This is a genomic window from Enterobacter wuhouensis, assembly GCF_035835995.1.
Classification (GTDB): Bacteria; Pseudomonadota; Gammaproteobacteria; order Enterobacterales; family Enterobacteriaceae; genus Enterobacter; species Enterobacter wuhouensis.
This window is the reverse complement of the sequence record NZ_CP142124.1, coordinates 865,317-890,713: the sequence shown is the minus strand read 5'-3', so window position 1 is coordinate 890,713 and position 25,397 is coordinate 865,317. Positions and strand designations below refer to the sequence as shown.

Below are 25,397 nucleotides of genomic sequence, written 5' to 3'. Positions count from 1 at the left end.
AGCGTGATGTTACCTTCCTCACAAATTCTCCCCTACAGCCATTTCATCCATATCACCGCCTTTATCCTGCAACGCATATATTCCTTTGCCAGCAAATAATTCTCTCCATACCGAAACCCGGAGAGCTGTCGATGGATAACAACAAACTGTCAGTAAAAGAAAAGATCGGCTATGGCATGGGCGACGCGGGATGCAACATCATCTTCGGCGCCATCATGTTGTTTGTTAACTATTTTTATACGGATATTTTTGGTCTGGCACCTGCGCTCGTGGGCGTGCTGCTGCTGTCGGTTCGCGTCATTGACGCCGTAACGGACCCGATCATGGGTGCCATTGCCGACCGTACCCGCAGTAAATATGGCCGATTTCGTCCATGGCTGCTGTGGATCGCCTTCCCCTACGCGCTGTTCAGCATCCTGATGTTCACCACGCCAGACTGGAGCTATAACAGCAAAGTTATCTATGCCTTCGTCACCTACTTCCTGCTGTCGCTGACCTATACGGCGATCAACATCCCTTACTGCTCGCTGGGCGGCGTGATCACCAACGACCCGAAAGAGCGCGTCGCCTGCCAGTCGTATCGCTTCGTGCTGGTCGGTATCGCCACGCTGCTGCTCTCATTAACGCTGCTGCCGATGGCCGACTGGTTCGGGGGTGATAACAAAGCCAAAGGCTACCAGATGGCGATGACCGTGCTGGCGCTGATTGGAACCTGCATGTTCCTGTTCTGCTTCGCGACCGTGCGCGAGCGCGTGCGCCCGGCGGTACAGACCCACGACGAGCTGAAAAACGATCTCAAAGACGTGTGGAAAAATGACCAGTGGGTACGCATTCTGCTGTTAACGCTCTGCAACGTCTGCCCCGGATTTATCCGCATGGCGGCCACCATGTATTACGTCACCTGGGTGATGGGCCAGAGCACCCACTTCGCCACGCTGTTTATCAGCCTGGGCGTCGTCGGCATGATGCTCGGCAGCGTGCTGGCAAAAGTGCTGACCGACCGCTGGTGCAAGCTGAAGGTGTTCTTCTGGACCAACATCGTGCTGGCGATTTTCTCAACCGCCTTTTATTTCTTCGATCCGAAAGCCACCGTCACCATCGTGGTGCTCTATTTCCTGCTGAACATCCTGCACCAGATCCCGTCTCCGCTGCACTGGTCGCTGATGGCCGACGTGGACGACTACGGCGAGTGGAAAACCGGCAAGCGCATTACGGGGATCAGCTTCTCCGGCAACATCTTCTTCCTGAAGCTGGGGCTGGCGATTGCCGGAGCCATGGTCGGCTTCCTGCTCTCCTGGTACGGTTACGACGCCGGAGCAAAAGCGCAAAGCGCCGACGCCATCAACGGCATCGTGCTGCTGTTCACCGTCATTCCCGGCGTGGGTTATTTGATTACTGCGGGCGTGGTACGTCTGCTGAAGGTGGACCGTGAAACCATGAAGCAGATCCAGTCCGATCTGGAAAAGCGTCGCAACAACTACCGCGAGCTGAACGACTATCAGGAACTCAAAGCCGCAGAGACAAAATAAGGAGAGCCGAATGCATCAGTGGCCAAACCCGTTTATCGAACAACGTGCCGACCCCTACATTTTACGCCATGAGGGGCAGTACTATTTTATCGCCTCCGTGCCGCAGTACGACAGGCTGGCGATCCGCCGCGCAGAATCGCTGGAAGGCTTACGTAATGCAGAAGAAGTGGTGGTCTGGCGTAAACCCGAGAGCGGCCCGATGAGCCAGCTGATTTGGGCGCCGGAACTGCACCACATCGACGGCAAGTGGTACATCTATTTTGCCGCCACGCATACGCAGGCGCTCGACAGACTCGGGATGTTCCAGCACCGCATGTTTGCGCTGGAATGTGCAGACAGCGATCCGCTTACCGGTAAGTGGGTCGAGAAAGGTCAGATCGAAACGCCGTTTGACACCTTCGCGCTGGACGCCACCACCTTCATTCATCAGGGCAGGCGCTGGTATCTGTGGGCGCAAAAGGCCCCGAATATCTCCGGCAACTCCAATCTCTATCTGTGTGAAATGGAAAACCCGTGGACGCTGAAAGGCGCGCCGGTGATGCTCAGCAAGCCGGAGTATGACTGGGAGTGCCGCGGTTTTTGGGTGAACGAAGGCCCGGCGGTACTGTTCCATGGCGACAAGCTGTTTATCAGCTACTCCGCCAGCGCTACCGACGAAAATTACTGCATGGGGCTACTGTGGATAGACATGAATGCCGATCCGCAAAACCCGGTAAACTGGCATAAATCGTCGCGCCCGGTGTTTGTCACCAGCTATGAAAATCGCCAGTACGGCCCGGGCCACAACAGCTTTACGCAGACGCCGGAAGGGGAAGATGTGCTGGTGTATCACGCGCGTAATTACACCAAAATTGAGGGCGATCCGCTGTACGATCCGAATCGCCATACGCGTCTGAAGCTTGTCCGCTGGGATGAAAACGGGATGCCTGATTTTGGCATCCCGCCTGCCGATACGCTTTAACCGCTGCGGCGCGCTGGCCTATACCAGCGTGCCGTAAATGGTCAGCAAGGCCACGATAACCACCACCACAAACGACGTTTTCTTCGCCATTGAAACAGCCGCCTTCGGCGTTTCAATCTTATCGGTATGCGGTTCGCGCGCCAGCGAGAACTGCGCCAGACGCGTTAGCACCTGATATTGCGAGGTGTGGCGATCGCCCAAAGAGGCAAACCACGCGGGCAGCGCTTTTTCACCGTGGCCGATCAGCGCGTACACTACGCCCACCAGGCGCACCGGCAGCCAGTCAAGCACGTGCAGAATGGCATCAATGCCGGACAGCAAGCGCTCGTGCGGCGTCAGGTAACGGGCGAGCCAGGTCTGCCAGGCGCGCAGGAACGCATACCCCATCAGCAGTACCGGCCCCCACGGGCCGCCCACCACAAACCAGAACAGCGGCGCGAGGTAGTAGCGGAAGTTAATCCACAGCAGCGCGTTTTGCAGCTCGCGCAGGAATTCCCGCTCGTCGCAGTCCGGCGGCACGCCGTGGATCATCGTCAGCTCGCTCGCCATGGCCCCGCGGGCGTGGGCATCGTCACGGGACGCCGCTTTCAGGTAAGCGTGATAGTGCAAACGCACCTTGCCCGCGCCGATGCACAGCACGCCGAGCAGGATCCACACCACCAGCAGCGGCACGTTGAAAAAGAGTCCGTACAGCGCGCGCAGCAGCAGGAAGGTTATCACCATCACGCCTGCCATCATCAGCAGCGTACGCAGCATAGAGAAATGCTTAATGCGGCGGAAAAACACCTCCAGCCGATGGTCTAATTGCCAGTGTTCACCGAGCTTGAACAGGCGTTCGGCGATGATAACCAGCAGCATGGTAAACAACGTCATGTTATCTCCTTATTCTGACGACGCGGTAAGCATGGCGTGAAACCGTGACCAGTCGAATGCCGGGCCAGGATCGGTTTTTCTTTCGGGGGCGATATCGCTGTGCCCCGTAATATTCTCAGCAACGGCGGGATAAAGCTTTATCAGCGCCTGGGTAACGGCGACCAGTGCCCGATACTGCGCATCGGTGTAAGGCGTTAGATCCGTTCCTTCAAGTTCAATGCCAATGGAAAAATCGTTGCAGCGCTCGCGCCCCTGATACATCGACACGCCGGCATGCCAGGCGCGCTTATCAAAAGGAACATACTGAACCACTTCACCGTCACGGCGTATAAGGCAGTGCGCCGACACGCGCAGATGCGCGATTTCAGCAAAGAAAGGATGGGCAGTGGGATCTATGGTTCCCGTGAATAACGCATCGATCCACGGACCGCCAAACTCCCCGGGCGGGAGACTGATATTATGAACAACCAGCAGTGTGGGCTTTTCATCCTCCGGGCGGCAGTCATGGTGCGGCGAGGGCACACGCCGCGCATCCACCAGCCATCCGTTTTCTAACAACATGCTGGAACTCCTTCTGTATGGTGCTATTACTCGGTTCAGAGTAGCATGTTTCAATATTATGATTCGTTACCAATTTGGAGTTTTATCATGCCGCCTCGCCGCTACAACCCCGACCACCGACGTGACGCGCTTCTGGAACGTATTAACATGGATATCCCGGCAAGCGTTGCCCATGCTTTGAAAGAAGACCTGGGCGGTGACGTTAATGCCGACAACGATATTACCGCGCAATTGTTGCCGAAAGAGACGCGCTCGCATGCGGTAATTATTACGCGTGAAGACGGCGTGTTCTGCGGAAAACGTTGGGTAGAAGAGGTCTTCACCCAGCTGGCGGGCGACGAGGTGCAGATAACCTGGCGCGTCGACGACGGCGACGCTATCACAGCAAATCAGCCGCTGTTCGAGCTGGACGGCCCCGCCCGCGTGCTGCTCACCGGCGAGCGTACCGCGCTGAACTTCGTGCAGACGTTGTCTGGCGTGGCAAGTGAAGTGCGCCGCTACGTCGACCTGCTGGCCGGCACCCGCACGCAGCTGCTGGACACCCGTAAAACGCTTCCGGGCCTGCGTACCGCCCTGAAATACGCGGTGCTGTGCGGCGGCGGCGCAAACCATCGTCTGGGATTATCCGACGCCTTCCTGATCAAAGAGAACCACATTATTGCTTCTGGCTCCGTGCGCCAGGCGGTGGAGAAAGCCTTCTGGCTGCACCCTGACGTCCCGGTTGAAGTGGAAGTCGAAAGCCTGGAAGAGCTGGAGCAGGCCATCAAGGCCGGTGCCGACATCATCATGCTGGATAACTTCGAAACGGAGCAGATGCGCGAGGCGGTCAGGCTGACCAATGGGCAGGCTCAGCTGGAGGTATCCGGCAATGTGACGTTTGAAACCATTCGTGAATTTGCACAAACCGGCGTTGATTACATCTCCGTCGGCGCCCTGACCAAGCACGTGCGCGCCCTCGACCTCTCGATGCGCTTCAAATAACGCTATCTCCCCTCTCCGCCCGGAGAGGGGAATTTCAGCCCCGCTCGCAGATTTGATGTCCTGCACTGCAACCCCGCAATAAATCCCTGAAAACCGCTTCACGATTCTATTTTTGCCCCTCGTGCCTGCCGCCTCTCGCTGCCAGAGTAGCGCCACGTAAACCGAGGAGCAGTTATGAACAGACAACAAGGATTCACACTCATTGAGCTGATGGTCGTCATCGGCATTATTGCCATCCTGAGCGCCATTGGCGTACCCGCCTACCAGAACTACCTGCGAAAAGCGGCATTGACGATATGCTGCAAACCTTCATTCCCTATCGCACGGCTATAGAACTTTGCGCCCTGGATCACGGCGGCGTAGCGAGCTGTGACGGCGGCAGTAACGGTATTCCTTCTCCAACAACCACGCGATATGTCTCAGGAATGAGCGTGACACAAGGCGTTGTAACCCTGACTGGCCAGGAGAGCCTCAACGGGCTTGTGGTGGTCATGACGCCACAGTGGAACGACGGCAACGGCATGACGGGCTGGACGCGCAGCTGCAATATCAGCAACGACAGCGCGCTCAAGCAGGCCTGCGAAGACGTCTTCCGCTTTAACGATATCTGACGGGAGGCACGATGAATTCAGAACAACTTGTCGCCCTGTGCCAGCGCCATCACTCCCTGCTGCTCACCAGCGATACCGACATGATTAGCATCGCCGTGGCGGGCAAGCCCTCATCGGAACTGATGGAAGCCCTGCGCTTCGCCACTCAAAAGCGTATTGATATTGAGTGCTGGAGTGCCGAACGCATGGAAAAACATCGGCAGATGGCAATGCAAACGCATTTGCCGGTTGTAACGGCGGCACATTCAGCGGTGGATATCCTCAATCACACGCTGCAGCAGGCGATAAACCAGCGCGCATCGGACATCCACATTGAACCAATGGAACACGCCTGTCAGATCCGCTTGCGTGTTGACGGCGTGCTTTGCCCTCAGCCCCCGCTTACCGCCGCGCTGGCAGCAACGCTCAGCGCCCGCTTAAAAGTACTAGGGAATCTGGATATTGCCGAACGCCGCCTACCGCAGGACGGACAGTTTACGGTGGAGCTGGCAAACGAATCCGTCTCCTTTCGCATCGCGACACTCCCGTGCAGCGGCGGGGAGAAGATTGTTCTGCGCCTGCTCCATCAGGTTCAACAGGCGCTGGAACCCGCAAAGCTGGGGATGAGCCCCGAGCAGCTGAGCCGTTTTACCGAGGTACTCCATCAGCCGCAGGGGTTGATTCTGGTAACAGGGCCGACGGGCAGCGGTAAAACCGTCACGCTCTACAGCGCGCTGCAGGCCCGCAATACGCCTGACGTTAATATCTGCAGCGTGGAAGATCCGATTGAGATCCCGCTTGCCGGACTGAACCAGACGCAGATCAATCCCCGATCGGGATTAACCTTCCAGAGCGTGCTGCGGGCGCTGCTTCGTCAGGATCCCGATATCATTATGGTGGGCGAAATCCGCGACGGCGAAACGGCAGAGATTGCTATTAACGCTGCGCAGACCGGGCATCTGGTGTTGTCGACCCTGCATACCAATTCGACGGCTGAAACATTGATTCGCCTGCAGCAAATGGGCGTGGCACGCTGGATGATCTCCTCTGCGCTTTCAATGGTCATCGCCCAAAGGCTGGTGCGCCGCCTGTGCCCACACTGCCGACAGGAAACCCAGGAGCGAAGGGAGTTGCCGCATTCGGTCTGGCCCCGCCGGCTTCCACGCTGGCAACCTGCAGGCTGCGACCGCTGCTATCACGGGTTTTATGGTCGCGTGGCCATTTTTGAAGTGCTCACCATCGACAACCCCCTCCGGCAGGCCATCGCCAGTGGGGCAAGTATCGAAGTGATAGAAGACAGCGCCCGCCAGGCTGGAATGACCTCACTGTTTGAACATGGCTGCATGGCCGTTGAGCAAGGGCTCACCACGCTTGAAGAGTTGCTGCGCGTACTGGGCATGCCCGATGGCTGCTAATCAACTCTGGCGCTGGCGCGCGCTATCCGCCGAAGGAGATTCGCTGTCCGGAACGCTCTGGGCTACCGATCGGGAAGCGGCCTTTGCCGGACTGATGCTTAAAGGCCTTCACCCTATTATGCTCAACCGCTGTTCACCGCAGCGGCGCTGGCGGCCCGAGCACTGCTACGAAATGTTTCGCCAGCTCGCCACGCTGCTGCAGGCTGGCCTGACGTTATCTCACAGCCTGCAGATGCTGGCGGAGCAGCATCCGATGAAGCAGTGGCAGGCATTGCTGCAACGCTTTTCCGACGACCTTAGCGAAGGATGTGCCTTCTCGGAGGCGCTGAAGAAGTGGCCGAATGTGTTCAGCCCGCTCTATGTTTCAATGGTTAAAACCGGCGAGCTGACGGGGAATCTTGAGGCGTGCTGCCGCCAGCTGGCAGAACAACAAAAGTCCCAGCTGCTGCTTGGTGCGAAGGTGAAAAAAGCGCTGCGCTATCCGGCGATCATCCTGACGCTGGCCATCCTCGTGGTGCTGGCAATGGTCACGCTGGTGCTGCCGGAATTCGCGGCTATCTACAAAACCTTTAACACCCCACTCCCCCTGTTGACGCAGATGGTCATGGGGTTGGCGTCATTCCTTCAGTCGTACGGCTTAGCGCTTTTCGCTGCGCTGCTTGTTCCGATTGCCGTGATATACCGTCAGCGGCAGCACCCCCGCTGGCAGCGTCTCCTGCTGCACGTGCCGGTTACAGGAGCGCTGGCAAGGGGGCAAATGCTGGGGCGTATCTTCACCGTGTTATCACTAACGCAGCATGCAGGTATTGCCTTTTTACAGGGGCTGGCGAGCGCAGAAGAGACCGTCGACAGCCCATACTGGCAAGGAATACTCCAAAAGATCAGAGAGGATATTGAAAAGGGCTTACCCGTCTGGTCATCCTTCCAGAAGGCGGCAGTCTTTACGCCGCTTTGTATCCAGCTGATTAGAACAGGAGAAATCTCGGGGGCGCTGGATATCATGCTGGAGAATCTTGCTCGTCACCACACAGAGCAAACCTTTCAGCAGGCCGATAGCCTGGCGGCGCTTCTGGAGCCCTTACTGTTGATTGTGACGGGCGCGATCGTTGGCACTCTGGTTGTCGCCATGTATCTGCCAATTTTTCATCTGGGGGATGCGATGAGTGCGGGATAGTGCTGAATAGTGCTGGCGCACGGGCGTGCGCCAGCAAGAGCCATTACAGGCTATTGAATACGCGGTTTTCCTGCTCCTGAACGCGGATAAACGTTGTGCGTTTCGTCAGCTCTTTCAGGCGAGATGCGCCAACGTAGGTGCAGGCGGAGCGCAAGCCGCCGAGAACGTCACGCGCCGTATTTTCGACCGGGCCGCGCAGCGGCAGCTTCACGGTTTTACCTTCGGCCGCGCGGTATTTTGCCACGCCACCCACGTGACGCGTCATCGCGGATTCAGAGCTCATGCCGTAGAACAGCATAAATTTCTCGCCGTTCTCCTCAACCACGGTGCCGCCGCTCTCTTCGTGACCGGCCAGCATACCGCCGAGCATCACGAAGTCTGCGCCGCCGCCAAAGGCTTTCGCAACATCGCCCGGCATGGTGCAACCGCCATCGCTGATGATCTGACCGCCCAGACCATGCGCCGCATCGGCACACTCAATCACGGCGGACAGCTGCGGATAACCAACGCCTGTTTTCACGCGCGTGGTGCATACTGAGCCCGGGCCAATCCCTACCTTCACGATATCTGCACCGGACAGAATCAGCTCTTCACACATTTCCCCGGTCACCACGTTGCCCGCAATGATGGTTTTGGTCGGCCAGGCTTCGCGCGCCTTGCTGACGAACTGCACAAAGTGCTCGGAATAACCATTCGCCACGTCAATGCAGACAAAGCTCAGCGCCGGGTTAGCGTTCAGGATCTGTTTGGTTTTCTCGAAATCCGCATCGGATGTGCCGGTTGACACCATCACGTGCTTCACCACGTCTGCAGATGCAGAGGCGATAAACGCGTTCCACTCTTCCGGCGTGTAGTGTTTGTGCACAGCGGTAAGCACATCAAATTTCGCCAGCGCGGTTGCCATCTCGAAGGTCCCGACGGTATCCATGTTAGCGGCGATGATCGGCACGCCAGACCAGGTCTGACCGGAATGTTTAAAGGTGAATTGACGTTCGAGTTCAACGTCTGAGCGACTTTTCAGTGTAGAGCGTTTAGGGCGGATAAGAACGTCTTTGAAACCTAACTTCAGATCTTCTTCGATACGCATGTGCGGATTCCTGGGGTTAGAGGCAAATTTATTAAAAGCACAACTCCAGTGACGCTATCATACGCACTAAAACCTGCTCCGCAAGACTGCGAAATTCTCTTTTTTTACGCTACAATCCTATAAATTTACCTGGTAAAAAGCAGGTAATGAGAGCTAAACATTTGTGGACGCATGTTTAAATTTTAAGCAACTGATTTTACTAATGAATAATTCCCAGGATTTGATTTAATGGGGTATATCGTCGCATTAACCGGCGGCATCGGTAGTGGTAAAAGTACCGTTGCGGACGCGTTTTCTCGTCTGGGCATCACGATTATTGATGCCGATATCATTGCCCGTCAGGTGGTAGAGCCAGATTCACCCGCACTGCAGGCCATCGAGACGCATTTTGGTCAGCTAATCCTCAACGCGGACGGCACGCTCAATCGCCGTCAGCTTCGCGAATGCATTTTTTCTGATTCTGCTGAAAAGGTCTGGCTTAATGCCCTGCTCCACCCCATTATCCATCAGGAAACTCAGCGTCAGATTGCCGCCGCGCGCTCGCCTTATGTACTCTGGGTGGTTCCGCTGCTGTTAGAAAATCAGCTGCAGAATAAAGCCGATAGGGTTTTGGTCATTGATGTTGCCCCCGAAACGCAGATCCAGCGGACCGTGGCGCGCGACCATGTCTCACGTGAACATGCAGAACAGATCCTAGCCGCACAGGCCACGCGCGCTCAGCGCCTTGCCGTTGCGGATGATGTTATTGATAATAACGGCGCACCAGATGCGATCGCATCGGATGTTGCCCGTCTGCACGAGCAGTATCTGACGCTCGCCGCGCAGGCCGTTGCACAGGAAAAACCATAATGTCGACCCATATCCTTTTTGAGCACCCGCTTAACGAAAAAATGCGTACCTGGCTGCGCATCGAGTTTCTTATTCAACAGCTTTCGCAGCAGCTGCCCGTCAACGACCACGCCGCTGCACTGCATTTTTTCCGCAACGTTGGCGACCTGCTGGATGTGATTGAACGTGGTGATGTTCGCACTGAATTGCTGAAAGAACTGGAACGCCAGCAGCGTAAGCTGCAGGCCTGGACAGAGGTGCCGGGCGTTGACCAAAGCCGCATCGATTCGCTGCGTCAGCAGTTGAAAAACAGCAGCACGGTTCTGATGGCAGCTCCGCGAGTCGGGCAATTTTTGCGCGAAGACCGTCTGATCGGCCTGGTGCGCCAGCGTCTCAGTATTCCTGGCGGCTGCTGCAGCTTCGATCTGCCAACCCTTCACATGTGGCTGCATATGCCACAGGCTCAGCGCGACGCGCAGGTGAACAGCTGGATGGCAAGCCTGGAGCCGATGAACCAGACGCTTACGCTGATCCTCGATCTGATCCGTAACTCAGCTCCGTTCCGCAAACAAACCAGCCTGAATGGTTTCTATCAGGACAACGGTGACGATGCCGATCTGCTGCGTCTTAACCTGTCCCTTGGTGAACAGCTTTACCCGCAAATCTCCGGGCATAAGAGCCGCTTTGCGATTCGCTTTATGCCGCTGGACAGCGAGAATGGCACCGTGCCGGAACGCCTCGATTTTGAACTGGCCTGTTGTTAAGGAGTGCCGATGTCTGACGTAACCACCGTAAACTGCCCAACCTGCGGCAAAACCGTCGTCTGGGGCGAAGTAAGTCCGTTTCGCCCATTCTGCTGTAAACGCTGCCAGCTCATTGACCTGGGCGAATGGGCGGCGGAAGAGAAACGTATACCGAGCGAAGGCGATCTCTCGGACAGCGATGACTGGAGCGAAGAGCAGCGTTAGTGTTTAAAACCTGCTGGCGCTTCGCCTGGCAGGCCTACGGTTTGCCCGTCAGCCGGGAAATGACGGGCGCATTTGCCGGAGGGAATTTTTCGGCATCACTCGCATGAAGTGAAACCCAGCCGCCCGGCTGCCCCTCTCTTCCCCAGGGTTCACCTTCCCAGCTTTCCACTAGCCAGAACCACAGCGTAATGTGACGATCCGGAAACTGGTATTCCAGCTTATCGAACAGCGTTGCACCAAGCGGGATGATACCCACCTCTTCCTGAAGTTCACGAACCAGCGCCTGTTCCGGCGTTTCACCTGCTTCGATTTTCCCGCCAGGGAACTCCCACTTGTTCGCCATATGGGCGTCGGCGGCGCGTTGCGTAATGAAGATTTGGTTCTGCGGATTGCGAATAATCCCGACGGCGATTTGCAGTGTTTTCATATTGTCACGTCCATAAAAAAGGCGCAGATTTCTGCGCCTTTTCGATTTGTTAACGTTTTAGCTCAGACGGCCGTGGCACGCCTTGTATTTTTTACCGGATCCGCATGGGCAGGGATCGTTACGCCCTACTTTACGATCGCCAGCCTGCGCGGCAATCGCCTCTGCAGCTTCGCTTTCGTCGGTCTGGTGGCTCAGCTGTTGCATCTGCGCCAGACGCTCAGCTTCTTCACGACGCTGCTGCTCCATCGCTTCCACTTCTTCCGGCATACGTACCTGAACTTTGCTCAGGGTGCTGATCACTTCATACTTCAGCGATTCCAGCATAGCAGCAAACATGGAGAAGGATTCACGCTTGTACTCCTGCTTCGGATCTTTCTGCGCATAGCCGCGCAGGTGGATACCCTGACGCAGGTAGTCCATCGCTGCCAGGTGCTCTTTCCACAGGGAATCGAGCGTCTGCAGCATGACGCCTTTTTCGAAGTGACGCATCATCTCTGCGCCAACGACCTCTTCCTTACGCTTGTAGACTTCCAGCGCGTTTTCGAAGATACGCTCACGCAGGGTTTCTTCGTGCAGCTCGGGCTCTTTGTCCAGCCACTCTTTGATTGGCAGATCGAGGTCGAAGTCGTTTTTCAGACGTTCCTGCAGGCCTTCGATATCCCACATTTCTTCCAGTGACTGCGGAGGAATATGCGCATCGATAGTGGCTTTGAACACGTCCTCGCGGATGCTGTTGATGGTTTCGCTTACGTCAGACACGTCCAGCAGTTCGTTACGCTGGGTGTAGATCGCGCGACGCTGATCGTTAGCTACGTCATCATATTCCAGCAGCTGCTTACGAATATCGAAGTTGCGGCTTTCCACTTTACGCTGTGCGTTAGCAATCGCCTTGGTGACCCACGGGTGCTCAATAGCTTCGCCTGGCTTCATACCCAGCTTACGCATCATGCCGGAAACGCGGTCAGAGGCGAAAATACGCATCAGCGCATCTTCCATAGACAGGTAGAAGCGGGAAGAACCGGCATCACCCTGACGACCCGCACGGCCGCGCAGCTGGTTATCGATACGACGTGATTCGTGGCGCTCGGTACCAATGATGTGCAGACCACCGGATGCCAGAACGGCGTCGTGGCGAACCTGCCAGTCAGCTTTGATCTGCGCGATCTGCTCTGGAGTTGGGTTTTCCAGCTCGGCGACTTCCGCCTGCCAGCTGCCGCCCAGCATAATATCGGTACCACGACCCGCCATGTTGGTCGCGATGGTCACCGCGCCCGGATAGCCCGCCTGCGCAACGATATCTGCTTCTTTGGCGTGGAACTTGGCGTTCAGAACGTTGTGCTTGATGCCCGCTTTGGTCAGCTCGTGAGAAACCACTTCGGATTTCTCAATGGAGATAGTACCCACCAGCACCGGCTGGCCTGCCGCGGTGCGATCGCGAATGTCCTCAATGATCGCCTGAATTTTTTCCGCTTCGGTCATGTAGACCAGATCCGGCATATCCTTACGGATCATCGGGCGGTTGGTTGGAACAACTACGGTATCCAGTTTGTAAATAGAGCTGAATTCAAACGCTTCGGTATCGGCAGTACCGGTCATCCCTGCCAGCTTCTCGTACAGGCGGAAGTAGTTCTGGAAGGTGATGGATGCCAGCGTCTGGTTTTCGTTTTGAATATCAACGCCTTCTTTGGCCTCAACCGCCTGGTGTAGGCCATCTGACCAGCGACGCCCCTGCATGGTACGGCCGGTGTGTTCATCAACGATGATAACTTCACCGTCCTTCACGATGTAGTCAACGTCGCGGGTGAACAGCGCGTGAGCGCGCAGCGCTGCCGTTACGTGGTGCATCAGCATAATGTTGCTCGGGGAGTAAAGTGACTCACCCTCTTCCATGATGCCCTGAGCCACCAGCAGTTCTTCAATCTGAACTAGGCCGCGTTCGGTCAGGTTTACCTGGCGCGCTTTTTCATCAACGGAGAAGTGGCCTTCGCCCTGGAAGGTGTCGGAGTCTTCTTTCTCCTGGCGCAGCAGGTGAGGAATGATTTTGTCGACTTTACGATACATCTCGGAGCTGTCTTCAGCCGGGCCGGAGATAATCAGCGGGGTACGCGCTTCATCGATCAGGATGGAGTCCACCTCATCCACCAGCGCATAGTGCAGCTTACGCTGAACGCGTTCTTCTGGGCTGAACGCCATGTTGTCGCGCAGGTAGTCGAAGCCGTATTCGTTGTTGGTACCGTAGGTGATGTCCGCGTTATAGGCTTCTCGCTTGGCGGGCGCCGGCAGGCCGGACATGTTAATACCCACGGTCATGCCGAGGAATTCGAACAGTGGACGGTTGTTTTCGGCGTCACGCTGCGCCAGATAGTCGTTGACGGTAACGACGTGAACGCCTTTACCGGTCAGGGCGTTCAGGTACGCCGGCAGCGTTGCGGTCAGGGTTTTACCTTCACCGGTACGCATTTCCGCGATGCAGCGCTCGTTGAGCACCATGCCGCCCAGCAGCTGCACGTCGAAGTGGCGCATGCCGAAGACGCGCTTGCTCGCTTCACGCACAACGGCAAAGGCTTCCGGGATCAGGCTTTCTAAGGTTTCGCCTTTTTCCAGACGCGCACGGAACTCCGCGGTTTTGGCCTTCAGCTCGTCATCAGACAGCTTCTCCATCGCGGGTTCCATACCGTTGATGACGGTGACGGCTTTACGCATGCGGCGCAGGGTACGATCGTTACGACTACCAAAAACTTTGGTTAATAATTTGATTAGCATAATAAATTCTCAAACGCCCCAGATGGGCAGATAAATTAAGGTATTGAAAAAGCGTTAATTTAGCTGAGGCGTTGTGGCCCGGCACGGATGCCGTGGACCTGGCTAATCCATGTCGAAATCGAGAAGGATGCGGGGGAGACAAACGCTGCTGGCGCTGTCTGGCGGACCGTGACAGGCGGCTGGCTATCCTGGGTAAGCAGCGCGTTGAGCGTATCCAGCAGGGCAAGGTGCTGCGCCTGAACCGGCAGCGTCTCTTCGGCTGCAGGCATGGCCTGCGGCGCCATGGCAAAGGACAGATGGCGAATAACCGTGCGGATAGCGTGCTGGTGCCAGTAATCAACCGAGAAGTTAGGACGGCGGTTGGCTTCAAGCAGTGCGAGGTTAGTAAAGTTAACCCGCGTGGTGAGATCGTGTTTGGACGTGGAGGTCTTTGTCGGAGCCGCGGCTTCGGCATTATTGCTGAGCGCAGGCAAGCCGAGGCTCGCCGCGACCATCCCCAATAAGAGATGCGGCCAGAAGTAACGTCTGCCAAATTGTCGCCAGCGCGTCAGTATTCCGCTCACTTGCTCCACCACATAAGCCAGCCTGTGCAGGCTGAGTTCAGATATTCTTTTTAGCGCCCAGATATTACCACTAAAGCCAATGTACATCAGCAGGAATGACGTAGTGCAGCAGGGAAAAACGGTCAAGAATGCAGCTAACGCACAGATTTTCTTCGCATGACAGGCAACAGGAGGCGCAGGGACAAACTAATGAAGGATAGAAATAAAAACGACTGGCCTGCCTGGTCGGAGAGAGTACCAGGTTAACCAGTCGATTTTTTACGAAACGGCTTGAACCGTTACGCCAGAACCATAGTCGGTGCTTTGAAGGCCAGCGGCAGTTCAGCTTCGTCTTCGAAGGTCACATATTCCCAGGCTTCCTGTTTTGCCAGGACGGCCTGCAACAGTTTGTTGTTCAGCGCATGACCGGATTTAAACGCGGTAAATGCACCAATGATGTTGTGACCACACATGAAGAGGTCGCCGATGGCATCCAGCATTTTGTGACGAACGAATTCATCTTCAAAACGCAGACCGTCTTCGTTCAGTACGCGATAATCGTCAACAACGATGGCACAATCGAAGCTGCCGCCCAGGCACAGGCCGCGGGACTGCAGATATTCGATATCACGCATAAAGCCGAAAGTACGAGCACGGCTGATCTGGCGCATAAACGCATCAGCAGAGAAGTTCATCGCATAGCGCTGGGTGCTTGCATCAATCGCAGGATGGTTAAAGTCGATGGTAAAGTCCAACGAGAAACCATTGTACGGTTTGAATTCAGCCCATTTGTCGCCATCTTCGACGCGAACGGTCTCTTTGATACGAACAAATTTCTTCGCGCAGTTCAGTTCTTCGATGCCGGCATCCAGCAACAGATAAACGAACGGAGCAGCACTACCGTCCATGATCGGGATTTCTGGCGCATCGACTTCAACAATGATGTTGTCGATACCCAGACCCGCCAGGGCGGCGTTCAGGTGCTCTACGGTAGAAATCCGCACGTCATGCTCATTCACCAGACAAGTACAGAGCATAGTATCACGCACAGATTTGGCATCGGCCGGAAAATCTACCGGTGGATTCAAGTCGGTGCGACGATAGATGACCCCGGTATTGGCCGGCGCAGGGCGTAACGTCAGTGTGACTTTCTTGCCGGTATGCAAACCGACGCCAGTCGCCTGAACGATACGTTTAAGTGTCCTTTGTTTGATCATCGTATAATCTCGCCAAATTAACTATCCAACCGAGAGTGTATATCACTAACGGTGGGCCAGTTTAGCACAAAGAGCGCAAATCCCCAAATTCCAGCCAATTCTTAGTCAGCTTGCTTACGCAGGAACGCTGGGATGTCCAGATAATCTGGCTCTTTCGCCGTTTGCGGAGTGGTATCGTTAACCACTTTCGCGGCTGGTTTCTGCTCTTGAGTCAGCGGAGCCATACCGTGCTGCTGGTAACGATCCATCACCGGCTGCTGAGTCTGCTTGTTGGTCACCAGGGTGATCTCAGGACGCTTGTCCATACCGATACCGGTGGCAACAACAGTAACGCGCAGTTCGTCGTTCATTTCCGGGTCAAGAGAAGTACCGATTACCACGGTCGCGTTGTCGGAAGCGAACGCACGGATGGTGTTACCCACGGTTTCGAACTCATCCAGACGCAGGTCAAAGCCAGCGGTAATGTTGACCAGCACGCCGCGCGCACCGGACAGATCGATATCTTCCAGCAGTGGGGAAGAGATCGCCATTTCAGCCGCTTCTTCCGCACGGTCTTCACCGCTTGCCACGCCAGAGCCCATCATCGCATAGCCCATTTCGGACATCACGGTGCGAACGTCAGCAAAGTCGACGTTCATCAGGCCAGGACGGGTAATCAGTTCAGCGATACCCTGAACCGCGCCTTTCAGCACGTCGTTTGCTGCGCCAAAAGCGTCAAGCAGGGAGATACCGCGACCCAGAACTTTCAGCAGTTTGTCGTTCGGGATGGTAATCAGAGAGTCCACATGCTTGGACAGCTCGGTGATGCCCTGCTCCGCGAATGCCATACGCTTCTTGCCTTCGAAGTTGAAAGGCTTGGTCACGACAGCAACGGTCAGGATACCTAAATCTTTTGCCACTTCAGCCACAACAGGCGCTGCACCGGTACCCGTACCGCCGCCCATGCCTGCTGCGATGAAGACCATGTCCGCACCTTCCAGTGCAGCGCGCAGGGCTTCACGATCTTCTTCAGCCGCGTTGCGACCGACTTCCGGGTTAGCCCCAGCGCCCAGCCCTTTGGTGATGCCACCGCCGATCTGGATAGTCTGGCCTACCGCGGTTTTACGCAGTGCCTGCGCATCGGTGTTGACTGCAAAGAATTCAACGCCTTCAATGCGCTCGCGCACCATATGCTCTACGGCGTTACCGCCGCCGCCACCGACGCCGATGACTTTAATCACCGCGTCGTTGGTTAATTCCATTGGTTCAAACATAGTTTCTCTCCGTTGTGCCTGTCGCCCGAGACCGCTAATTCTCTCCGGTCTCTTAAAAAAATTAAAACTCTTTTCGCAACCAGGTGTTCAGTCGTTTGACCCACGACCCCACCGAGACGCGTTTTTCCACTTCTGCTTCACCACTCAAATGGGACTCTTTCCCGTAGTGCAGCAGGCCCACGGCCGTTGAATAGTACGGCTCCTGAGCGTAATCCGTTAAACCGGTAATATTCAGCGGCGCACCAATACGCACCTGCGTATGGAACACGCGCTGAGCGCAGGCCGCAAGACCTTCAATTTGCGCTGCCCCGCCGGTTAATACAATCCCCGCCGCAAGATGATGTTTAACGCCCTGCTGGCGAAGCTGCTCCTGCAACTGCAAAATCTCTTCGTTAACCAGGTTGAGCAGCTCGGTATAGCGCGGCTCAATCACCTCTGCCAACGTCTGGCGCTGCAGGCTGCGCGGCGGACGACCGCCTACGCTCGGCACTTCAACGCTCTCATCTTTACCGACGATAGAACCCAGTGCACAACCGTGGCGCACTTTGATCGCCTCTGCATCGCTCGGTGGCGTACCAAAGGCGTAGGCAATATCGCTGGTCACAACGTTCCCTGCATAAGGGATCACTTTGGTGTGGCGCAGCGCACCGCCGGTATACACGGCCATGTCCATTGTACCACCACCAATATCGACCACACAGACGCCCAGTTCACGTTCATCTTCGGTCAGCACGGAATAACTCGCGGCCAGACCGGCGAAAATAAGTTGGTCAACTTTCAGGCCACAACGTTCAACGGCTTTAACGATGTTCTTCGCCATATCGTTGTGACATGTGATCAGGTGCACTTTTGCCTGCATACGCACGCCCGAAAGACCTACCGGGTTTTTGATCCCTTCCTGGTAGTCGATGGCGTATTCCTGCGGGATCACGTGCAGTACGCGATGCTCGTCACGAACGCGCACGGACTTCGCCGTATGCACAACGTTTTCAACGTCTTCCTGCGTCACTTCTTCTTCTGAAATCGGCACCATACCGATTTCGTTCTGGCAGCTGATGTGCTTGCCAGAAAGGGCCAGATAGACAGAGGAAATCTGGCAATCTGCCATCAGTTCAGCCTGATCGATGGCGCGCTGTACGCATTTCACCACCGACTCAAGGTCGTTTACCCCACCTTTATCCATACCACGGGACGGGCAGCTGCCCACGCCAATGATATTGACCATACCGTCGGGCAGAACTTCCCCTACTAAAGCGGCAACCTTCGCGGTGCCAATCTCCAGTCCAACTACCAGTTTTCTGTCCGTCGCCTTGATCATTGTTGTTCTGCCTGTACCTGTGCCTGATTCTGTTGCTGATTAGGTTCCTCGACCGGAGCCGGCGCCCAACCGACTGCTGCGCCTGAGTCATAGCGCAAATCAACGTAGCTTATCCGTTTGCCGTCCGTCTGCGCCTGCTGCTGTAAAACCGGGTAAAGTTCTACAAAACGCGCCAGACGTTTCATTGTGTCGCCGCGGCCAAGGTTGAGCTTAATGCCATTCGTTAACGTCAGTTGCCAGGAGCGGCGCGCCGTCATCGCGGCATCTTTTAACGTAAAGCGGTTCTTGGCCAGCACCTGCCCCATATCGCGAAAACCCTGTAACACTTCATTTTCGCTGCCTTCAGGGCCATACAACATCGGTAAATTTTGCTTGTTGACGCGATCGCTTGGGACGCTGAAGGAATTTCCGTCCACGTCTACCATGTGCTGATCATTCCAACGCGCAATGGGCACATATTCAACCAGATGAATCTTCAATTCATCAGGCCATTGCTTTCTTACGCTCGCCTGTTTTATCCACGGCAGACGTTCAATCTGGCTCTGGATAATATTGACGTCCTGCGTCATAAAGGTGCCAGGCGAACCCAGGGCCAGAATGGACTGGCGAATATCATCGTTACGCGTGTAGTGACGCTCGCCGGTCACCACCAGCTTAGAGAGCGGTAAACGCTGCGCGTCTTCCATCCAGCCCAGCACCATCCAGCCGCTGATAAACACGGTGCACAGCACCCCGAGCAGGAAAATAATCCCTGCAAGACGCGTTCCATTACTCCGGCGTGAAGACGAATACTCTTCCTCTTCTTCGCGGTTGCGCGTGTTCAATGCAGCCTGAGACATATCAGCCCGCCTGGTCCAGAATACGTACGACTAACTGCGAGAAGCTCATTCCCGCCTGACGCGCCGCCATCGGCACAAGGCTGTGGCTGGTCATGCCAGGGGACGTATTTGCTTCCAGCAGGTAAAATTGCCCATCACCGTCGAGCATCACATCAATGCGTCCCCAGCCGCGGCATCCCAGAACATTCCAGGCTTTAAGCACCAGGGACTGTAAATCTGCTTCACGTTCTGCTTCAAGACCACTTGGGCAGAAATATTGCGTCTCATCAGAGAGATACTTCGCCTCATAATCATAGAAGACTCCGGCGGGTTGGATGCGAATTGACGGTAAAATTTCTTCGCCAAGCATCGCGACGGTAAATTCCGGCCCGCTGAGCCATTTTTCAATCAGAACTTCTTCATCATGTTGAAATGCCAGCGCTAAGGCAGAGGACAAATCCCCTGCTTTATCGACTTTAGACATTCCCACGCTCGAGCCTTCGCGGCTCGGCTTAACAATAACCGGCAAGCCCAGTGCAGCAATGCGTGTATTAACGCTGTCTGACAGGCCCAATTCAAATTCACGGCGCGTCAATGCAACCCATGGCGCAACGGGCAAGCCTGCCCCCTGCCACAGCAGTTTGCTGCGCAGTTTATCCATGGAGATGGCGGACGCCATTACACCGCTGCCGGTGTACGGCATGCCGATTAAATCCAGCAGCCCCTGCAGCGTGCCGTCTTCACCGCCGCGACCGTGCAGCGCGATAAAGACTTTATCGAAGCCCATCGCTTTCAGCTGCGTCACATCGACCTCTTTCGGATCGACCGGGTGCGCATCCACGCCGCCTTCACGCAGGCCCGCCAGCACGGCTGCGCCTGAGTTCAGGGAAACCTCGCGCTCGGCGGAGGTGCCGCCAAACAGGACAGCAATCTTATCAGCCATGACGCTCGTCCTCCTGAGTTTGCGGCTTCAGTTTGATTTCGGCTAAGGTACGGGCGATTTTGCCGATATTTCCCGCACCCTGAATCAGAATCAGATCGTTACCGGTCAGCACCGGGGCAAGAATTTCCGCCGCCTGTGCCGGGTCCGAAACCAGAATAGGGTCCACTTTACCGCGTCCGCGGATGGTGCGACACAGAGAACGGCTGTCAGCGCCCGGAATCGGCGTTTCGCCCGCGGAATAAACGTCCAGCATCAGCAGCGTATCGACCTGAGACAGCACGCTGGCGAAATCGTCATACAGATCGCGGGTACGGGTGTAGCGGTGCGGCTGGAAGATCATCACCAGGTTTTTATCCGGCCAGCCCGCGCGTGCCGCTTTGATGGTCGCATCCACTTCCGTTGGGTGGTGGCCGTAATCGTCCACCAGCATGGCGGTGCCCGCCTTGCCGTTAACGTCATCCAGCGGAAACTCACCGAGGAAGTCGAAGCGGCGGCCCGTGCCCTGGAAGCTTTCCAGCGCGCGCAGGATCGCCTCGTCTTCAATGCCTTCTTCTGTGGCTACAGCCACCGCCGCCGCCGCGTTCAGGGCGTTATGACGGCCCGGCGCGTTCAGCGTAACCTGCAGCAGCTCTTTGTCCTGGCGCGCCAGGGTGAAATGCCCTTGCGCCCCAACCTGCTTGTACTCTTCCACGCGCACGTCAGCGTCTTCGCTAAAGCCATAGGTGGTAATCTGACGCCCGACGCGCGGCAGTAGCTCGCGGATCACCGGGTCGTCGACGCACATTACCGCACGTCCATAAAACGGCAGATTGTGCAGGAAATTAATAAACGTCTGCTTTAAATTTTCGAAGTCACCCTGGTAGGTATCCATATGGTCGGCTTCGATGTTGGTGACAATCGCCACCATCGGCTGCAGGTGCAAGAACGACGCATCGCTCTCATCCGCTTCCGCAATCAAATAACGGCTGTGTCCAAGGCGCGCGTGCACGCCGGCGGCTTTTACCAGGCCACCGTTGACGAACGTCGGATCCAGTCCGGCTTCCGCATAAATGCTGGATACCATTGCCGTGGTCGTGGTTTTACCGTGCGTGCCCGCAACCGCGATGCCGTGACGGAAACGCATCAGCTCCGCCAGCATCTCAGCGCGGCGGATCACCGGAATACGCGCCTCATGGGCGGCAACAATTTCCGGGTTTTCAGAGGAGATGGCGCTGGACACCACCACCACGCTCGCATCGCGCACGTTTTCCGGGCGATGGTTGAAATAGATAGTCGCCCCAAGCGACGCTAGCTGCTGCGTAACAGGGTTTGGCGCCAGATCGGAACCGCTGATCTGATAACCTTCGTTAGCTAACACTTCGGCAATACCGCCCATGCCAGCACCGCCGATGCCGACAAAGTGAATGTGCCGGACGCGACGCATCTCGGGCACGATAGAACGCAGTTTCGCCAGTTGTTGTGTATTCATTCTCTAAACGCCATCGACTACTTAAAAAATTCGTGCAGCGCAACACGCGCTGCGAGGGTTAAGCCTGGGCTGCCAGGCTCACTTCTTTTGCCACCCGCTCCGTCGCATCCGGGATGGCGATCGCGCGCGCGCGCTGTGCCATCTCCAGCAAGGCGTTTCTATCCCAGCCCGCCAGGGTGGTGGCGACCGCATCGGCGGTAAACTGTGGCTGCTCAAAAATCTTCGCGGCGCCGGCTTTTTCAAGCGGCAGCGCATTCCAGTACTGCTGTCTGTCCTTGTGCTGGAACGGCACAAACAGCGCCGGTAAACCGGCAGCGGCGATTTCGCTCACCGTTAACGCGCCGGAGCGGCAAACCACAACATCGGCCCAGGCATAGGCGGCGGCCATGTCGTCAATAAATTCGGTCACTTTATGCTGCGGCTGCCCCGCCTCGGCGTAAGCCTGCTCAACGGCCTGCTGAGCGCCTTTACCGCTTTGATGCCAGATGGTCACGGCATCGCCCAGCCTTGCGGCCACCTGCGGCATCGTCTGGTTCAGGATACGTGCGCCCTGTGAACCGCCGACAACCAGCACGCGAACCGGACCTTCACGGCCATTCAGGCGCGCATCCGGCAACGGCAGTGCCAACACATCTACACGTACAGGGTTCCCCACAACGTCCGCTTTTGGGAACGCACCTGGGAAGGCCTGCATCACTTTGGTGGCAATTTTCGCCAGCCATTTGTTGGTCAGGCCGGCAATGCCGTTCTGCTCATGGAGCACAACGGGAATACCCAGCGACCACGCCGCCAGCCCGCCGGGGCCAGACACATACCCGCCCATCCCCAGCACCACGTCTGGCTTAAACTGCTTCATGATGGTGCGGGCCTGACGCCAGGCGTTAAAAATGCGCACGGGCGCTAAAAGCTGCGCCTTGATGCCTTTGCCACGAAGGCCAGAAATACGAATAAAGTCGATCTCAATACCGTGCTTCGGCACCAGATCGGCCTCCATGCGGTCTGCGGTTCCCAGCCAGCGTACCTGCCAGCCCTGATCCATTAAATGGTGCGCAACCGCCAGCCCCGGGAACACGTGTCCGCCGGTACCGCCTGCCATCACCATTAACCGCTTCGGTTGATTCATCGTGAACCTCGTGTAAACGCCTGGGCTTTCTCCAGACGCGTCTCATAATCTATACGCAACAAAAACATGATGGCCGTCGACATAATCAACAGGCTCGAACCACCATAACTGATTAACGGCAACGTCAGGCCCTTGGTCGGCAGCATACCCGCTGCGGCCCCGACGTTAACCAATGCCTGGAAGCTAAACCAGATACCAATTGAACAGGCTAGGAAACCTGAGAAGCGGTGATCGATCTCCAGCGCTTTACGGCCAATCGACATGGCGCGGAAAGCGACGAAGAATACCATTAAAAGCGCCAATACCACACCGATATAACCCAGTTCTTCCCCAATAATGGAGAAGATGAAGTCGGTGTGCGCCTCGGGTAAATACTCCAGTTTTTGCACCGAGTTGCCCAGGCCTTGCCCCCAGACTTCGCCGCGGCCAAACGCCATCAGCGACTGCGTCAGCTGATAGCCGCTGCCGAACGGGTCTTCCCACGGGTTCCAGAACGAGGTCACGCGGCGGATACGGTAAGGCTCGGCGAGGATCAGCAGCACAACCGCGGAAATCCCCATCCCGATGATGGCGATGAACTGCCACAGCTTGGCACCCGCCAGGAACAGCATCGCCAGCGTGGTCACAAACAGTACGACTACGGTGCCGAGGTCAGGCTGCGCCAGCAGTAAGACCGCCAGTACCAGGATAACGCCCATCGGCTTTAAGAAGCCGCGAAGGTTGTTACGCACCTCGTCGACTTTACGCACCAGATAGTTAGCCAGATAGCAGAACAGGGAGAGTTTGGTGAACTCTGCAGGCTGAATACGCAGCGGGCCAAAGGCAATCCAGCGCGATGCCCCGTTAACGGAGCTACCCACAACCAGCACGATCAGCAGCATGATGATCGAGGCGATCAGCATGGCCGTACTGTGCCGCTGCCAGAAGGCCATCGGCAGACGCAAGGTCACCAGCGCGAGGCAGAACGCCAGGATGATGTACAGCCCGTCACGCTTGGCGAACAGGAAGGGATCGTTTGCCAGCCGTTGTCCAACGGGCATGGAGGCCGAGGTCACCATGATAAAGCCGATCGCTGCAAGCCCGAGCGTGAGCCAGAACAGCATGCGGTCGTACATGATCAGGCTATCGGAATCTTTATCCCGCGAAGCCATCACCCAGCCTTTCAGCGCCGCAAACAGCCACACCAGAATTCCAAATCCTGGCAGGCGCGGCATTTTCAGGCGAGGGAGAGATAAACGCATCAGCCTAACTCCTTCGCCAGGCGAGTAAAGACATCACCACGCTGTTCGAAATTCTTAAACTGATCGAGGCTGGCACAGGCAGGGGAAAGCAGCACCATGTCGCCAGGCTTCACGCGCGGCGCAATGGAACGCATTGCCTGCTCCAGGGTTTCAGTTTGCTCGGCAATCTCTGGACGTAGCGCGGCCAGTTGACTACCGTCACGGCCAAAGCAGTACAGGCGGACGTTATCCCCGGCGAGATACTGTTTCAGGGAGGAGAAATCAGCCGATTTGCCGTCACCGCCGAGAAGGAGGTGCAGCGTGCCATCCACGTGCAGGCCGTTCAGTGCCGCCTCCGTGCTTCCCACGTTGGTGGCTTTGGAATCGTTGATCCAGCGCACGCCGTTGTGCTCCAGCGCCAGCTGGAAGCGGTGCGCCAGGCCAGTATAGGTCGTTAGCGCCTTCAGGCTGGACGAGCGCGGCAGCCCAACGGCATCCGCCAGCGCCAGCGCGGCCAGCGCGTTGGTGTAGTTATGCTGGCCGGAAAGCTTCATCTCTTTCACGTTCAGCACTTTCTCGCCCTTCACGCGCAGCCAGGTTTCGCCCAGCTGGCGGTTCAAATGATAGTCACCCATGGTGATACCAAAGCTGATGCAGCGCTCGTCCGCGCCGCGCACCGGCATGGTCAGCGCGTCATCCGCATTGACCACGCAGATTTTGGCATTTTCGTAAACGCGCAGCTTTGCGGCGCGATACTGCTGCAGGCCAAACGGGTAGCGGTCCATATGATCTTCGGTCACGTTCAGGATCGTTGCGGCGGCGGCGTGCAGGCTGTAGGTGGTTTCAAGCTGGAAGCTGGAGAGTTCCAGCACGTACAGCTCACAGCCCTTATCCAGCAGCATCAGGGCTGGCAGACCAATATTGCCGCCAACACCGACGTTTTTACCCGCTGCTTTTGCCATCTCGCCGACAAGCGTAGTGACCGTGCTTTTTCCGTTTGAACCGGTAATGGCAATAATCGGAGCCTGCGCTTCGCGGCAGAACAGTTCGATATCACCGACAATTTCAACGCCCGCATCCGCAGCAGCGCTCAGAGAAGGATGCGCCAGCGCCATGCCCGGGCTGGCAACGATCAGATCGGCTGCCAGCAGCCAGTCATCATTCAGACCACCAAGGTGGCGTTCAACCTGTTCCGGCAGTTTGTCCAGACCCGGCGGAGAGACACGCGTATCCATCACGCGCGGCGTGACGCCGCGCGCAAGGAAAAAGTCCACGCAGGAAAGGCCGGTCAGGCCCAACCCGATGATAACGACTTTTTTGCCCTGGTAATCTGCCATG

23 protein-coding genes and 1 pseudogene are annotated in these 25,397 nt (G+C 56.5%); 9 read left to right on the top strand and 15 right to left on the bottom strand.

Translation table 11 applies throughout. From position 1 onward, the window contains the following. Positions 1-131 precede the first annotated feature (131 nt). Positions 132-1,529 (top strand): MFS transporter, encoded by a 1,398-nt coding sequence (locus tag VPX56_RS04305; protein WP_326470097.1) that lies wholly within the window; start codon positions 132-134, stop codon positions 1,527-1,529. A gap of 10 nt (positions 1,530-1,539) precedes the next feature. After that, on the top strand, positions 1,540-2,490 hold the full coding sequence (locus VPX56_RS04300) for a glycoside hydrolase family 43 protein (RefSeq protein WP_326470095.1): 951 nt from the start codon (positions 1,540-1,542) through the stop codon (positions 2,488-2,490). Positions 2,491-2,508: 18 nt separating this feature from the next. On the opposite strand, the gene ampE is transcribed toward VPX56_RS04300, so the two are convergent. Further along, positions 2,509-3,363 carry a beta-lactamase regulator AmpE gene (ampE, locus tag VPX56_RS04295; RefSeq protein WP_131633934.1) on the bottom strand — a complete coding sequence of 285 codons (855 nt, stop codon included), beginning with the start codon at positions 3,361-3,363 and terminating at the stop codon, positions 2,509-2,511. Between the two features lie 9 nt (positions 3,364-3,372). Then, positions 3,373-3,924, bottom strand: a complete 552-nt coding sequence (gene ampD, locus VPX56_RS04290; protein WP_326470092.1) for a 1,6-anhydro-N-acetylmuramyl-L-alanine amidase AmpD — start codon at positions 3,922-3,924, stop codon at positions 3,373-3,375. Positions 3,925-4,011: 87 nt separating this feature from the next. Between ampD and nadC the strand changes: the two genes are divergently transcribed. The 4 genes and pseudogenes from nadC (at position 4,012) to hofC (ending at position 8,084) form a co-directional block, all read left to right on the top strand. Beyond that, on the top strand, positions 4,012-4,905 hold the full coding sequence (gene nadC, locus VPX56_RS04285; RefSeq protein WP_131633936.1) for a carboxylating nicotinate-nucleotide diphosphorylase: 894 nt from the start codon (positions 4,012-4,014) through the stop codon (positions 4,903-4,905). A 174-nt stretch (positions 4,906-5,079) separates the two neighbouring features. Next, a pseudogene (ppdD, locus tag VPX56_RS04280) lies at positions 5,080-5,516 on the top strand (prepilin peptidase-dependent pilin). Between the two features lie 11 nt (positions 5,517-5,527). Beyond that, positions 5,528-6,910, top strand: coding sequence for a type II secretion system protein GspE (gene gspE / locus VPX56_RS04275; RefSeq protein WP_326470089.1), 1,383 nt, complete (start codon positions 5,528-5,530; stop codon positions 6,908-6,910). After that, positions 6,900-8,084: a protein transport protein HofC gene (hofC, locus tag VPX56_RS04270; protein ID WP_326470088.1), complete on the top strand. Its 1,185-nt coding sequence runs from the start codon at positions 6,900-6,902 to the stop codon at positions 8,082-8,084. The genes gspE and hofC overlap by 11 nt, the downstream gene beginning before the upstream one ends. A 43-nt stretch (positions 8,085-8,127) precedes the next feature. Here hofC and VPX56_RS04265 read toward each other — a convergent pair whose 3' ends face one another. Then, positions 8,128-9,171 (bottom strand): GMP reductase, encoded by a 1,044-nt coding sequence (locus VPX56_RS04265; protein ID WP_263610032.1) that lies wholly within the window; start codon positions 9,169-9,171, stop codon positions 8,128-8,130. A 228-nt stretch (positions 9,172-9,399) separates the two neighbouring features. Here VPX56_RS04265 and coaE point away from each other — a divergent pair, with 228 nt between their 5' ends. Genes coaE through yacG form a run of 3 tightly spaced genes read left to right on the top strand, consistent with a single transcriptional unit; the run spans position 9,400 to position 10,967 of the window. After that, positions 9,400-10,020 carry a dephospho-CoA kinase gene (gene coaE, locus VPX56_RS04260; RefSeq protein WP_326470085.1) on the top strand — a complete coding sequence of 207 codons (621 nt, stop codon included), beginning with the start codon at positions 9,400-9,402 and terminating at the stop codon, positions 10,018-10,020. Continuing rightward, positions 10,020-10,763 (top strand): cell division protein ZapD, encoded by a 744-nt coding sequence (gene zapD, locus VPX56_RS04255; protein WP_131633942.1) that lies wholly within the window; start codon positions 10,020-10,022, stop codon positions 10,761-10,763. The genes coaE and zapD overlap by 1 nt, the downstream gene beginning before the upstream one ends. Positions 10,764-10,772: 9 nt before the next feature. Further along, positions 10,773-10,967, top strand: coding sequence for a DNA gyrase inhibitor YacG (gene yacG / locus VPX56_RS04250; RefSeq protein ID WP_010426960.1), 195 nt, complete (start codon positions 10,773-10,775; stop codon positions 10,965-10,967). 34 nt (positions 10,968-11,001) lie between these two features. On the opposite strand, the gene mutT is transcribed toward yacG, so the two are convergent. The 12 genes from mutT to murD all read right to left on the bottom strand — a co-directional run bounded on the left by mutT (position 11,002) and on the right by murD (position 25,396). Continuing rightward, complete coding sequence (gene mutT, locus VPX56_RS04245; RefSeq protein ID WP_326470080.1) at positions 11,002-11,394, bottom strand: 8-oxo-dGTP diphosphatase MutT; 393 nt, start codon at positions 11,392-11,394, stop codon at positions 11,002-11,004. Between the two features lie 57 nt (positions 11,395-11,451). After that, the gene (secA, locus tag VPX56_RS04240) at positions 11,452-14,157 is read right to left on the bottom strand and encodes a preprotein translocase subunit SecA (RefSeq protein WP_326470078.1); all 2,706 of its coding nucleotides are present in this window, start codon (positions 14,155-14,157) and stop codon (positions 11,452-11,454) included. Between the two features lie 59 nt (positions 14,158-14,216). After that, on the bottom strand, positions 14,217-14,720 hold the full coding sequence (gene secM, locus VPX56_RS04235; RefSeq protein WP_326471957.1) for a secA translation cis-regulator SecM: 504 nt from the start codon (positions 14,718-14,720) through the stop codon (positions 14,217-14,219). 278 nt (positions 14,721-14,998) lie between these two features. Next, positions 14,999-15,916 (bottom strand): UDP-3-O-acyl-N-acetylglucosamine deacetylase, encoded by a 918-nt coding sequence (gene lpxC, locus VPX56_RS04230; RefSeq protein ID WP_061099229.1) that lies wholly within the window; start codon positions 15,914-15,916, stop codon positions 14,999-15,001. Between the two features lie 101 nt (positions 15,917-16,017). Then, positions 16,018-17,169, bottom strand: a complete 1,152-nt coding sequence (gene ftsZ, locus VPX56_RS04225; RefSeq protein ID WP_131633946.1) for a cell division protein FtsZ — start codon at positions 17,167-17,169, stop codon at positions 16,018-16,020. Between the two features lie 61 nt (positions 17,170-17,230). Continuing rightward, positions 17,231-18,487, bottom strand: a complete 1,257-nt coding sequence (gene ftsA / locus VPX56_RS04220; protein ID WP_010426970.1) for a cell division protein FtsA — start codon at positions 18,485-18,487, stop codon at positions 17,231-17,233. Further along, the gene (ftsQ, locus tag VPX56_RS04215) at positions 18,484-19,326 is read right to left on the bottom strand and encodes a cell division protein FtsQ (RefSeq protein WP_131633947.1); all 843 of its coding nucleotides are present in this window, start codon (positions 19,324-19,326) and stop codon (positions 18,484-18,486) included. Before ftsQ ends, ftsA begins: the two co-directional genes overlap by 4 nt. A 1-nt stretch (position 19,327) precedes the next feature. Continuing rightward, complete coding sequence (locus tag VPX56_RS04210) at positions 19,328-20,248, bottom strand: D-alanine--D-alanine ligase (RefSeq protein ID WP_131633948.1); 921 nt, start codon at positions 20,246-20,248, stop codon at positions 19,328-19,330. Then, positions 20,241-21,716, bottom strand: coding sequence for a UDP-N-acetylmuramate--L-alanine ligase (gene murC, locus VPX56_RS04205; RefSeq protein WP_131633949.1), 1,476 nt, complete (start codon positions 21,714-21,716; stop codon positions 20,241-20,243). The genes VPX56_RS04210 and murC overlap by 8 nt, the downstream gene beginning before the upstream one ends. Before the next feature lie 58 nt (positions 21,717-21,774). Continuing rightward, entirely contained in the window at positions 21,775-22,839 is a 1,065-nt protein-coding gene (murG, locus tag VPX56_RS04200) for an undecaprenyldiphospho-muramoylpentapeptide beta-N-acetylglucosaminyltransferase (RefSeq protein WP_131633950.1), read from the bottom strand. Beyond that, positions 22,836-24,080 carry a cell division protein FtsW gene (gene ftsW / locus VPX56_RS04195; RefSeq protein WP_131633951.1) on the bottom strand — a complete coding sequence of 415 codons (1,245 nt, stop codon included), beginning with the start codon at positions 24,078-24,080 and terminating at the stop codon, positions 22,836-22,838. Before ftsW ends, murG begins: the two co-directional genes overlap by 4 nt. Then, a complete protein-coding gene (gene murD, locus VPX56_RS04190) occupies positions 24,080-25,396 on the bottom strand; it encodes a UDP-N-acetylmuramoyl-L-alanine--D-glutamate ligase (protein ID WP_326470069.1) in 1,317 nt (438 codons plus the stop codon). Before murD ends, ftsW begins: the two co-directional genes overlap by 1 nt. Position 25,397 lies beyond the last annotated feature (1 nt).